Origin of the sequence: Arthrobacter sp. YD4, from assembly GCF_030410515.1 — a bacterium.
In the GTDB taxonomy this organism is placed as follows: domain Bacteria; phylum Actinomycetota; class Actinomycetes; order Actinomycetales; family Micrococcaceae; genus Arthrobacter.
Genome location: NZ_JAUHHD010000003.1, coordinates 484,032 through 496,636 on the forward strand (window position 1 = coordinate 484,032; position 12,605 = coordinate 496,636).

Sequence of the window (12,605 nt, forward strand, 5' to 3'; positions counted from 1 at the left end):
ACAGGGGAGGTGCCCGCCGGCGGGGAAGCGGGGCACCCGAACAAACTGCAACGGGAACGATATGAGGCCGATATGAAGTTGATACCTAAAGCCGGCTAACCGCTGCCGCCACGGCGTCGACGGGACGTCGAACAGGGCGTCGGGCGGGCCACCGGAAGGCGCCGTGGAAGCGGCCGGTGGCGACGGCGGCCCTGCGTTGGGGCGCCCCGTCCGGCCGGGCCTGGAGCGCGGCACGGCGGCGGTCTCCTGACGTAAGATGGGAGGACCGCCGGACCCGGCGACGCCGCACCTCACGGCGGCCAGACGGGAGCGGCGGCGACGGAGCATATTCGAGCTGGAGGGAACCAGAGGCCCGCGGGCCATCACCATGACTGAAGCAGCCAACGGCAAGGCCCGGACCACCGCGGGCGAACGCACCACCGGGGAATTTCCCCACTCCATCCCAGGCGTGCGGACGGAGGTCGTGGTCTTCGAGAACTCGGGCCAGATGGTGCAGTCGCTGGGCAGCCACGACGAGGCGCTGCGCTACATCGAATCCCAGTACCCCGGCGTCGACTTCCACGTCCGCGGAAACGAACTCTCCATCAGCGGCCCGCCGGCGGACGTCCCCCGGATCATGCGGCTCCTGAACGAGGTGCGCGGCCTGGTGGCCCGCGGCACGGTCATCACCCCGGCCGTCCTGCAGCAGCTCGTCTCCATGCTCCGCAGCCAGTCGCTGCAGAACCCGGTGGAGGTGCTGACCACCAACATCCTCTCCAGCCGCGGCAAGACCATCCGGCCCAAGACGCTGAACCAGAAGAACTACGTGGACGCCATCGACGCGAACACCGTGATCTTCGGCATCGGTCCCGCCGGCACGGGCAAGACCTACCTGGCCATGGCCAAGGCCGTGCAGGCGCTGCAGCAGAAGGAAGTCAGCCGGATCATCCTCACCCGCCCCGCCGTCGAGGCCGGTGAGCGGCTCGGCTTCCTGCCCGGAACGCTGAGCGACAAGATCGATCCCTACCTGCGGCCGCTCTACGACGCGCTGCACGACATGATGGACCCGGAGTCCATCCCGCGCCTGATGGCCGCGGGCACCATCGAGGTGGCCCCGCTGGCGTACATGCGTGGCCGGACCCTGAACGACGCCTTCATCATCCTGGACGAGGCCCAGAACACGACGCCGGAGCAGATGAAGATGTTCCTCACCCGCCTGGGCTTCGGCTCCAAGATGGTGGTCACCGGCGACATCACCCAGGTGGACCTGCCGTTTGGCACCCGGTCCGGCCTGCGGATCGTCGAGGACATCCTGCAGGGCATCGAGGACGTCAACTTTTCCGTCCTGGACGCCGCCGACGTCGTCCGGCACCGGCTGGTGGGCGACATCGTCAACGCCTACAGCGCCTGGGACGAAACACAACGAAACCGGGTCAAGCACTCCGTCGCCCGGGACAACCGGGGAGAACACGCATGAGCATCGAGGTCAACAACGAATCCGGCATCGCCGTCGACGAGGCCGAACTGGTGGCGCTGGCCCGGTACGTCTTCGAACGGCTCTTCATCCACCCGCAGGCGGAGCTGTCCATCCTGCTGGTGGACGAGCCCGCGATGGAAAAGCTGCACATCGAACTGATGGACGAGCCGGGTTCCACCGACGTCCTCTCCGTCCCGATGGACGAGCTGACCCCCGGCACCCCGGACAAGCCCACCCCGCAGGGCATGCTCGGTGACATCGCCATCTGCCCGCAGGTCGCCGAGATCCAGGCCCAGAACGCCGGCCACTCCACCCAGGACGAGATGCTGCTCCTCACCACGCACGGCATCCTGCACCTGCTCGGCTTCGACCACGCCGAGCCGGAGGAGAAGGAAGAGATGTTCGGCCTGCAGCGCGAACTCCTCTCCGGCTTCACCGGCCGGGAAGCCCCGGCAGAGACGATTCAGTGACCCCACTGATCCTGGCCGGCATGTCGCTGGTCTTCCTGAGTTTTGCCGCGCTTTTGACAGCGGCCGAGGCAGCCTTCAACTACCTCCCACGGCACGACGCCGAGGCGGCGGTGCTGAACAGCCGCGGCACCGCCCTCAAACGGATCCTCGCCCAGCCGGTGGCGCACATGCGTGCCCTGCGGTTCTGGCGGATCTGGTTCGAGATGGCCTCCGCCGTGGCCGTGACCGTGCTGCTGCACAGCGTGCTGGACAACGTCTGGCTGGCCGGCCTGATCGCCACCGGCATCATGGCGATCCTCGGCTTCGTGATCGTGGGAGTTTCCCCGCGCCAGCTGGGCCGGGTGCACTCCGCCGGGCTGGTGCGCTTCTCCGCGCCGCTGATCCGCTGGCTCTGCTGGGTTCTCGGCCCCATCCCGGGCTGGCTGGTCACCCTCGGCAGCGCCGTCGCCCCCGGCGCCCCGGCGGACAACGAGGCCTTCTTCAGCGAAGAGGAGTTCCGCGAACTCGTCGAACGCGCCAGCGAATCCGAGGTGATCGAGAACGACGAGGCGGAACTGATCCAGTCCGTCTTCGACTTCGGCGACACCCTGGTCCGCGCCGTGATGGTGCCCCGCACGGACATCCTCACCATCGATTCCGGCTCCAGCCTGCACCGGGCCATGTCCCTGTTCCTCCGCTCCGGCTATTCCCGGATCCCCGTGATCGGCGAGAACACCGACCAGGTCCTCGGCATCGTCTACCTCAAGGACGTCGCCGCCGTGATCCACAACCTGGAACCCGGCGTCGAACCGCCCGCGGTGGACGCCCTCGCCCGCGAGGTGCGCTACGTTCCCGACTCCAAGCCCGTCAGCGAACTGCTGCGCGAGCTGCAGAAGGAATCCACCCACGTGGCCATCGTCATCGACGAATACGGCGGCACCGCCGGCCTGGTCACCCTGGAGGACCTGATCGAGGAACTCGTCGGCGAGATCGTCGACGAATACGACACAGAGTCCGCCGAGGCCGTCGAGCTGGGCGACGGCACCTACCGGGTGAGCGCCAAGATGAGCATCGACGACCTGGGCGAGCTCTTCGACCTGGAGCTCGACGACGACGAGGTGGACACCGTGGGCGGCCTGCTCGCGAAGGCCCTGGGCCGGGTCCCGATCGTGGGAAGCACCGTCACGGTCGACGGCGTGACCCTCCGCGCCGACCGGCTCGAGGGCCGCCGGAACCGCGTTAGCCACGTCATTGCGGCGGCCGCGCCAAAGGAAGACACTGACCTTGGAGAGCTACTCGACGAGGCCGACACAATGCAACAGGGAGTTCCACGTGAGCAAGCAGAATAAGTCCGACGGCGGAGCGCCCTACGGCGGGTACCGGGCCGGGTTCGCGGTGCTGGTGGGACGCCCCAACGCCGGAAAGTCCACCCTGACCAACGCCCTGGTGGGCCAGAAGGTGGCCATCACCTCCGCCAAGCCGCAGACCACCCGGCACACGATCCGCGGGATCGTGCACCGCGAGGACTCGCAGTTGGTCCTGGTGGACACCCCGGGCCTGCACCGGCCCCGCACCCTGCTCGGCAAGCGCCTGAACGAACTCGTGGCGGACACCCTGGCCGAGGTCGATGCGATCGGTTTCTGCCTCCCGGCGAACGAGAAGATCGGCCCCGGCGACAAGTTCATCGCCGCCCAGCTGGCCGCCCTCGGCCGCAAACCCGTGATCGCGCTGGTCACGAAGGCGGACACCGTGGACCGGCAGGCCCTCACCGAGCAGCTGCTGGCCGTCGCCGCCCTGGGCCGCGAGGTTCTCGGGGAGGAGGGCTGGAAGGACATCGTGCCCGTCTCCGCCGCCGACGGTTTCCAGGTCGACACGGTCGCCGACGTGCTGATCAGCCACATGCCGCCGTCGCCGCCGCTCTACCCGGACGGCCACCTCACGGACGAGCCCGAGGCCGTGATGATCGCCGAACTGATCCGCGAGGCCGCGCTCGAGGGCGTCCGTGACGAGCTGCCGCACTCCCTGGCCGTCGTCGTGGAGGAAATCGTGCCGCGCGAGGACCGTCCCGAGGACCGTCCTTTCCTGGATGTCCGCGTCAACCTGTACGTCGAACGGCCCTCGCAGAAGGCCATCATCATCGGCAAGGGCGGCTCCCGGCTCCGGGAAGTCGGCACCAACGCGCGCAAGGGCATCGAGGCGCTGCTGGGCGCCCGGATCTACCTGGACCTGCACGTAAAGGTCGCCAAGGACTGGCAGCGGGACCCGAAGCAGCTGGTGAAGCTGGGCTTCTGACCCTCCCCGGCCGGCCCCAACCCGCGCAGGGCGGGGGCCGGTCACAGCTTTTCCGCCGCGGGGCACTAAAATGGGTAGACCCACTCCGCGAAGGAAGGCACCATCCGTGGTTCGACCCCGTGACAACCGTTCAGACGGGACCGTTCCACCGGCCCGGTCAGGCGCCGCTGCCCGGCACGCGGATGACCCCTCCGTCGGGCCCGCCCGGCACCTGGGCGCAACGCACCGGACCCCCACCTGGCTGAAGGCCACCACCATCGTGATCTCCGTGCTCCTGGTGGGCGTGATCGCGTTCGGGTCCTACTGGTTCATCCGGCTGCAGGGGAACATCAGCAAGCAGGCCCTCGGCGCCGGCAACGGCCGCACCGAGGACGCCGTCAACGAGGCAACGGACCGGATGCAGATCCTGATCCTGGGCTCGGACACCCGCGACGGCAAGAACTCCGAGTACGGCAGCGCCGAGGACTCCGCCGGCTACGGCCACTCCGACGTGATGATGATGATGGACATCTCCGCGGACAACAAGCGCGTCAGCGTCATCAGCTTCCCCCGCGACCTCCTGGTGGACATCCCCAAGTGCGTGGACCAGAAGACCAAGAAGGAATACCCGGCCCAGCGCCAGGCCATGATCAACTCGGCGATGTCCGAGGCGGGCATCGGCTGCGCGGTGGACACCGTCAACAAGCTCACCGGCCTCGAGATCGACCACTTCATGATGGCCGACTTCAACTCCGTCAAGGAACTCTCCAACACCGTCGGCGGCGTGGACGTCTGCGTCAGCGACGCCGTCTACGACCCCGACTCCGGCCTGCGGCTGCCCAAGGGCACCTCCAAGGTCCAGGGCGAGCAGGCCCTCTCCTTCGTCCGGACCCGGCACGCGTTCGGCGACGGCGGCGACCTCGGCCGCATCAAGGCCCAGCAGGGCTTCCTCTCCTCCCTGGTCCGCAAGATCAAGGATGACGGCACCCTGACGAACCCGGGCCGAATGCTCGGCATCGCCGACGCCATCACCAAAAACCTCACGGTGGACGATGGACTGGCTTCCGTGCCCACCCTGCTCACCGTCGGCAACCGGCTGAAGAACATCGACATCAGCAAGGTCGCCTTCGTTGCCACCCCCACAGAACCGGCCGTCTCGGACAGCAACCGCCTGCAACTGGCCGAACCTGCGGCGTCCCAGCTCTTCGCCGCACTCCGCAGCGACGTGGACCTGACCGACCCGAAGGCCCCGGCCTCGGCCGCCCCCACCGCGGGGGCCACCGACGCGGCGTCGTCCGCTCCCGCACCGGCCGCCACGAGCGCCGCCGCCTACAACAAGGCCGCGCAGCCGGTCACGGTCGCCAACGGCAGCTCCAACGCGGCCAACGCCGCGAAGGCGGTGACCGCCTTGAACGCCGCCGGTTTCACCCAGACCGCTCAGTTCACCGCGCCCGCCGTCGCGTCCACCGCCGTGTACTACGGCGGGAACTTCGCGGACGTCGCCGCGGACGTCGCCGCCCTGCTGGGCGTCCCGTCCTCCAAGGTCCTCCCCGCGGCGTACGTCACCGGCGTCCAGGCCTACCTCGGGGCCGACTACGCGGCCGGCGCGCAGCCGTCCACCTCCGCGTCCGCGCAGCTGCCGCCGGACATCGTGAACCAGACGGCCGGCGACACGGTCTGCCAGCAGGTCAACCCCGCCATGATCGTCCGCTGACCGGACGGATTCGGCAGGTACGGAGGAGGCCCGGGCGTCAACGCCCGGGCCTCCTCGTGTATCGATGTGCCTGTCAGGTCACCAGATGCTGACGCGCTCCGCGGGGGCGAGCCACATGCCGTCCTGTTCCGTGGTCCCGAACGCCTCGTGGAAGGCGTCCAGGTTCCGGGCGATCTCGTTGGTGCGGAACTCGTTGGGGGAGTGCGGGTCGGTCGCGAGCCGCTTGATGGCCTCCTCGCTGCGGATCACCTGGCGCCAGACCGCTGCCCAGGATGCGAAGAACCGCTGTGCCCCGGTCAGGCCGTCCAGCACGGGGGCCTCCTGGCCGTCGAGGCTGATCAGGTAGGCCTTGTAGGCGATGGTCAGGCCGCCGAGGTCGCCGATGTTCTCGCCGAGGGTCAGCTTGCCGTTGACGTGCCGGCCGGAGGCCTCGGCGGGGGAGAGGGCGTCGAACTGGGCCACCAGCTTCGAGGTGAGGGCCTCGAACGCGCCGCGGTCCGCCTCGGTCCACCAGTTGCGCAGCAGGCCGTCGCCGTCGTACTGGGAGCCTTGGTCGTCGAAGCCGTGGCCGATCTCGTGCCCGATCACCGCGCCGATGCCGCCGTAGTTGACGGCGTCGTCCGCGTCTGCGGTAAAGAACGGCGGCTGCAGGATCGCGGCCGGGAAGACGATCTCGTTCAGCAGCGGGTGGTAGTAGGCGTTGACCGTCTGCGGGGTCATCAACCACTTCTCCCGGTCCACGGGCTTGCCCACCTCGTCCAGGTGCCGGTCGACGTCGGCGTTGTGTGCGCGCTCCACGTTGCCGAGCAGGTCGTCCTTGTCGATCACGACGGCGGAGTAGTCGATCCACTTCTCCGGGTAGCCGATCTTGGGCCGGAAGGCGTCCAGTTTCTTCAGCGCCTCCTGCTTGGTGTCCTCGCCCATCCAGGACAGGCCGGTGATCGATTCACGGTAGGCCTCGATCAAGTTCCCCACGAGGACCCGCATGCGTTCCTTGTGCGACTCCGGGAAGTGCCGGGCCACGTAGATCTGTCCCACGGCCTCACCCAGGGCGGCCTCGACGACGGCGACGCCGCGCTTCCAGCGGTCGCGGTTGCGCGGGGTGCCGCTGAGGGTGGTGCCGTAGAACGCGAAGTTGGCGTCCACGAACGCCGAGGACAGATACGGGGCTGCGGCGCTGACGACGCGCATGGCGAGCCACTCCTGCCAGGTGCCCAGCGGCACCGTCTCCAGCAGCGACGCCGCGCCGGTGAAGAAGTCGGGGGTGCTGACCACCAGCTCGGCGCGCTTGTCCGCGTCGATGCCGGCGGCGTCGAACCAGTCGTTCATGAGCGGGAAAAGCCCGGCCACCTCGTCGGCGGTCTTCAGGTTGTAGGTCTTCCGCGGATCGCGCAGGGACACCTTGTCCCAGTGGTGGGACGCCAGGGCCGTTTCCAGTTCCACCACGCGCCCCGCGGCGGCCTCCGCGTCGGCGACGCCGGCCAGTTGCAGCATGGTGCGCACGTGCTCCCGGTAGGCGGTGACCGTGGCGGCGAACTGTTCTTCCCGGTAGTACGACTCATCCGGCAGGCCCAGGCCAGCCTGCCCGGTGTAGAGCAGGATCCGGTCCGGATTCCCGGCATCGGGAGCCGGGTAGATGTAGAACAGTCCGGACACGTCGGCACGGAACAGGCGGCCGGCCAGCCGCAGCAGCTCGGCGACGGACCTGGTGGCGGCCACCTCGGCCAGCCGCTCCCGGATCGGTTCGGCGCCCTTGGCCTCGGCGGCGTCCTCGTCCATGAAGCTGTTGTAGAGGTCGCCGATCTTGCGTTCGATGCCGCTGGCCTCCGTGCCCCGGCCGCCGGCGGCCAGGATGATCTCCTGCACCGCGAGCTCCGCGCCGTCGCGGAGGGCGGTGAAAGCACCGTCCAGCGGCCGGTCATCGGGGATGGTGGCGGACTTCAGCCAGGCGCCGTTGAAGTGGCGGTACAGGTCATCCTGCGGCCGGACGGCGTCGTCGATGGTGGACTGGTCAATCCCGGAAAGCGGCACTGCGGCTCCTTCTGTTCAGGCGCCGCCGCGGGCGTGATGACCGGGCCGGCGTCTGCATGGTGGACGTTGCTGGGGGTATCGCTCCTTCATCTTACGCACCGTGTTATCGTGAAAATGTGCGTGCAGAACTGCTTCTTCTTAGCTGCCGCGGCGGGGCCTCAGACGCGATCTAGCGCAAGGCCAAACCTCGCTGCGGAGTTTGTGTTGCCCGGCCACCCTTTCATCAGGAATCACAGAAAAGGCCCCGATAAGTAATGCGAAACGCACAGCAGCCCTCAGGTATGCCGGTCCACCGCTACGTCCCGTTCCAGAACCTGATCACGGTCGAACTGCCGGACCGGACCTGGCCGGACAAGGTCATCACCAAGGCCCCGCGCTGGTGCGCCGTTGATCTCCGCGACGGCAACCAGGCCCTGATCGATCCCATGAGCCCGGCACGCAAGATGAAGATGTTCGACCTGCTGGTCCGGATGGGCTACAAGGAAATCGAGGTCGGCTTCCCGTCGGCCTCGCAGACGGACTTCGACTTCGTCCGCCAGCTCATCGAGGGCAACCACATCCCGGACGATGTCACCATCCAGGTCCTGACCCAGGCCCGCGAGCACCTGATCGAGCGGACCTACGAATCCCTGGTCGGCGCCAAGCAGGCGATCGTGCACCTCTACAACTCGACGTCGGTCCTGCAGCGCCGCGTCGTGTTCAACCAGGACGAGGACGGCATCCTGGACATCGCCCTGCAGGGTGCCCGGCTGTGCAAAAAGTACGAGGAAACCCTCGCGGACACGCACATCACCTACGAGTACTCGCCCGAATCGTTCACCGGCACCGAGCTGGAATACGCCGTGCGCGTCTGCAACGCCGTCGCCGACGTCTTCGAAGCCTCCGCGGACCGCCAGGTGATCATCAACCTGCCCGCGACCGTCGAGATGGCCACCCCGAACGTCTACGCCGACTCGATCGAGTGGATGAGCCGCCACCTGCACCCGCGCGAGGGGATCATCCTCTCCCTGCACCCGCACAACGACCGCGGCACCGGCGTCGCCGCCGCCGAGCTGGGCTACCTGGCCGGCGCGGACCGGATTGAGGGCTGCCTCTTCGGCAACGGTGAGCGGACCGGCAACGTTGACCTGGTGACCCTGGGCCTGAACATGTTCGTCCAGGGCATCGACCCGATGATCGACTTCTCCGACATCGACGAGGTCCGCCGCACGGTCGAATACTGCAACCAGCTGCCGGTGGCCGAGCGCACCCCGTACGGCGGCGACCTGGTCTTCACCGCCTTCTCCGGCTCCCACCAGGACGCCATCAAGAAGGGCCTGGAGGCCCTGGAGCGCGACGCCGCCGCCGCCGGCAAGGACGTGGCCGACTACGAATGGCAGGTCCCGTACCTGCCGGTCGACCCCAAGGACCTGGGCCGGAGCTACGAGGCCGTGATCCGGGTGAACTCGCAGTCCGGCAAGGGCGGCGTGGCCTACCTGCTGAAAAACGAGCACAACCTGGACCTGCCGCGCCGGGCCCAGATCGAGTTCTCCGGCGTCATCCAGCGCCGCACCGACGCCGTGGGCGGCGAGGTCAGCGGCGCCCAGCTGTGGCAGGTGTTCCAGGATGAGTACCTGCCCTCCTCGGCCGCCGAGGGCCAGTGGGGCCGCTACGCGCTCGGCGCGGTCAGCACCGAGTCCGACGAGGACGGCACCATGACCCTCACCGCCGCGCTGAAGGTCGACGGGAAGCCGCTGCGCCGCACCGGCACCGGCAACGGCCCGATCGCGGCGCTGCTGAGCATCCTCCGCGAAGACGGCGTCGACGTCCGCGTCCTGGACTACAGCGAGCACGCCCTGTCCGAGGGCGGGAGCGCCCAGGCGGCCGCGTATGTCGAATGCGCCGTCGGCGAGCGGGTCCTCTGGGGCGTCGGCATCGACGCCAACACCTCGATGGCCTCGCTGAAGGCCGTCATCTCCGCCGTCAACCGGGCCATCCGGGACGCCCGCGGCTAAAAAGCGGACCAGCCCGCCAGCCCAGCCGCTGCGCCGCCGGAGACTCCGGCGGCGCAGCGCTGTTTCCGCGGTGCGGGCGCCCCGCGGCGGCGATTACGCGAAGTCAGTGCGAAGATAAAACTGTGGCCCAACCATCCTCCTACGCCGCGCGCGCCTACCGGGACGACGCCGTCGTCCTGCGCACCCATAAGCTCGGCGAGGCCGACCGGATCATCACGCTGCTGACCAAGCACCACGGCCAGGTCCGCGCCGTCGCCAAGGGGGTCCGCCGCACCAGCAGCCGCTTCGGGGCCCGGCTGGAACCCTTCATGGTCGCGGACCTGCAGCTGATCTCGGGCCGCACCCTGGACGTGGTCACCCAGGCCGTCGCGAAGGGCGCCTACGGGACCGGCATAGCGGCCGACTACGGCCGCTACACGGTGGCCGCGGCGATGACCGAAACGGCCGAGAAGCTCACCGACGTCGACGGCGAGGCCGGCACCGCCCAGTACAACCTGCTGGTCGGGGCGCTGGCGTCGCTGAGCCGCGGCGACCACGCCCCGGAACTGATCCTCGATTCCTACCTGCTCCGCGCGCTGTCCACCGGCGGCTGGGCGCCCAGCTTCACCGACTGCGCCCGCTGCGGGGCGCCGGGCCCGCACACGGCCTTCTCGGCACCCCTGGGCGGGATGGTCTGCCCGGCCTGCCGCCCGCCCGGATCGCCCGCACCGGCACCGGAAACCGTCGTCCTCCTCGGTGCCCTGCTGACCGGAAACTGGACTGCCGCGGACGCGTCCGTGGCCGTCCACCGCCGTGAGGCGGCAGGCCTGGTGGCCAGTTACCTGCAGTGGCACCTGGAGCGTGTCCTCAAATCCCTCAAGCATGTGGAGCGAACCTGACCGTGGCCCTCGGCAAGAAGAAAACCCCCACCCCGCAGCGCACCACCCCCGTGGTGGCCCCTTACCCGCACCCCTCCGGCGCGGTGCCGCCGGCCATTCCGGCCGAGCTGGTGCCGCAGCACGTCGCGATCGTCATGGACGGCAACGGCCGTTGGGCCAACCAGCGCGGACTGCCGCGGATCGAGGGGCACAAGGCGGGGGAGCCGGCGCTGCTGGACGTGGTGGCCGGGGCGATCGAGCTCGGCATCAAGCACCTGAGCGTGTACGCCTTCTCCACCGAGAACTGGCGGCGTTCCCCGGAAGAGGTGCGCTTCCTGATGGGATTTAACAAGGATGTGCTGCGTCGCCAGCGCAACCAGATGAATGAGTGGGGCGTGCGGATCCGCTGGTCCGGCCGGCGGCCGCGCCTGTGGGGCTCGGTCATCAAGGAGCTGGAGGAGGCCGAGGAGTTCACCCGCGGTAACAGCACCTGCACCCTGAACATGTGTGTTAACTACGGCGGCCGCGCGGAGATCGCCGACGCCGTCTCGGCGATCGCCGAGGAGGTGGCCGCCGGCCGGCTGAAGCCCTCGGCTATCTCCGAGAAGACCATCCAGAAGTACCTCGACGAGCCCGACCTGCCGGACGTTGACCTGTTCCTTCGCAGCTCCGGCGAGCAGCGCCTGTCCAACTTCCTGCTGTGGCAGTCCGCCTACGCCGAGTTCGTCTTCCTGGACACGCTCTGGCCGGACGTGGACCGCCGGACCCTGTGGGAGGCCGTGGAGATCTACGCCCGGCGTGACCGTCGCTACGGCGGTGCCGTGGACGCCGCGGCTCAGTCGGCGCCGCCCTCCTCAGGGGCGTAGGCCGTCATCCAGCGGGCCAGCCGGGCGTAGGCGTCCGCCCGGACGCCGGGGGCGGAGAGGAAGACGTCGTGCAGTGCGCCGTCGATCCTCTCCAGCGTGACGGTCCGGCCGAGGCTCAGGGCGCGCAGGGCGATGGTGTTCACGTCCAGCACGGCGTCGGTGCGGCGCATGGATTCCTTCCAGAACATGCCGTTGGCGCTCGCCCCGGAGATCAGGACCAGGATGGGCACGTCGATGTTCAGGCCCCGTGCCACCCGGGTCTGCCCGGACAGGACGGCGCTGAGCCAGCCGGCCCGCACTGGAAAGGCATGCGGCGGCCGGTAGGCGTCGTCGAGCAGCCACTCGCCCTCGGCGGCGCTGCTGATGCTGCGCCAGTAGAACGGCCGCGCCGGCAGCCGGATCACGGACTCGGGCCGGAACCGGGCGAGGGGTTCCACCATGGTTCGGGCCGCGCGGCGGAGGACGGGGGTGCCGTGCATCTCCAGCCACGGGCTGTCCAACACCAGCTGCGCGGCGTTTCCCGGGTGGCGGCTGGCCCACAGCGCCGCGATCAGGCCGCCGGTGGAGTGGCCCATCAGCGTGACCGGGTACCGGCCGCCCGCCCCCATCGACCGGACGATCGCGATGGCCGTCGTGATCTCGGCGTCGTAGTCGGCCAGGTCCGCCACGTAGCCGCCGTGGGTGCCCGGCCGCAGGCTGCGTCCGTGGTTGTGCATGTCCAGGGCGAAAAAGTCGAAACCGTGCCCGGTCCAGAATTCCGCGAGCTCCTCGTTGAAGAAGTAGTCGCTCCAGCCGTGTAGGAACAGTACCGCCCGGCGCGGCCGCCGGCCTGCGCCCAGGGAGGGGACGTGACGGACCAGCGTGGCTTCGCGTTCGACGCCGTCCGGGCCCGCCGCGGTGAAAGTGCACGCGGCGAAATCCTCGCCCAGGATGTCCTGCTGCCACTGCAGCCCCTCGTCGGCCACCG

The 12,605-nt window shown here is 69.1% G+C and carries 10 protein-coding genes; 8 read left to right on the forward strand and 2 right to left on the reverse strand.

The window, feature by feature from the left end:
• Positions 1-367 precede the first annotated feature (367 nt).
• The 5 genes from QWJ39_RS10755 (at position 368) to QWJ39_RS10775 (ending at position 5,890) form a co-directional block, all read left to right on the forward strand.
• On the forward strand, positions 368-1,456 hold the full coding sequence (locus tag QWJ39_RS10755) for a PhoH family protein (protein WP_290257783.1): 1,089 nt from the start codon (positions 368-370) through the stop codon (positions 1,454-1,456).
• A complete protein-coding gene (ybeY, locus tag QWJ39_RS10760; protein ID WP_290257784.1) occupies positions 1,453-1,926 on the forward strand; it encodes an rRNA maturation RNase YbeY in 474 nt (157 codons plus the stop codon). Before QWJ39_RS10755 ends, ybeY begins: the two co-directional genes overlap by 4 nt.
• A complete protein-coding gene (locus tag QWJ39_RS10765) occupies positions 1,923-3,254 on the forward strand; it encodes a hemolysin family protein (RefSeq protein WP_290257785.1) in 1,332 nt (443 codons plus the stop codon). Before ybeY ends, QWJ39_RS10765 begins: the two co-directional genes overlap by 4 nt.
• Positions 3,238-4,197, forward strand: coding sequence for a GTPase Era (gene era, locus QWJ39_RS10770; protein WP_290257786.1), 960 nt, complete (start codon positions 3,238-3,240; stop codon positions 4,195-4,197). The genes QWJ39_RS10765 and era overlap by 17 nt, the downstream gene beginning before the upstream one ends.
• Positions 4,198-4,303: 106 nt before the next feature.
• Positions 4,304-5,890 carry an LCP family protein gene (locus QWJ39_RS10775; RefSeq protein ID WP_290257787.1) on the forward strand — a complete coding sequence of 529 codons (1,587 nt, stop codon included), beginning with the start codon at positions 4,304-4,306 and terminating at the stop codon, positions 5,888-5,890.
• A gap of 78 nt (positions 5,891-5,968) precedes the next feature.
• Here QWJ39_RS10775 and QWJ39_RS10780 read toward each other — a convergent pair whose 3' ends face one another.
• Positions 5,969-7,921, reverse strand: coding sequence for a M13-type metalloendopeptidase (locus QWJ39_RS10780; protein WP_290257788.1), 1,953 nt, complete (start codon positions 7,919-7,921; stop codon positions 5,969-5,971).
• 254 nt (positions 7,922-8,175) lie between these two features.
• Between QWJ39_RS10780 and leuA the strand changes: the two genes are divergently transcribed.
• From leuA to QWJ39_RS10795, 3 genes are all read left to right on the forward strand, one after another.
• Positions 8,176-9,915, forward strand: a complete 1,740-nt coding sequence (leuA, locus tag QWJ39_RS10785; RefSeq protein ID WP_290257789.1) for a 2-isopropylmalate synthase — start codon at positions 8,176-8,178, stop codon at positions 9,913-9,915.
• 122 nt (positions 9,916-10,037) lie between these two features.
• Positions 10,038-10,793, forward strand: a complete 756-nt coding sequence (recO, locus tag QWJ39_RS10790; RefSeq protein WP_290257790.1) for a DNA repair protein RecO — start codon at positions 10,038-10,040, stop codon at positions 10,791-10,793.
• 2 nt (positions 10,794-10,795) lie between these two features.
• On the forward strand, positions 10,796-11,638 hold the full coding sequence (locus QWJ39_RS10795) for an isoprenyl transferase (protein WP_290257791.1): 843 nt from the start codon (positions 10,796-10,798) through the stop codon (positions 11,636-11,638).
• Here the strand turns inward: QWJ39_RS10795 and QWJ39_RS10800 are convergent.
• Positions 11,608-12,588 carry an alpha/beta hydrolase gene (locus QWJ39_RS10800; protein WP_290257896.1) on the reverse strand — a complete coding sequence of 327 codons (981 nt, stop codon included), beginning with the start codon at positions 12,586-12,588 and terminating at the stop codon, positions 11,608-11,610. The genes QWJ39_RS10795 and QWJ39_RS10800 overlap by 31 nt on opposite strands.
• Positions 12,589-12,605: the final 17 nt, after the last annotated feature.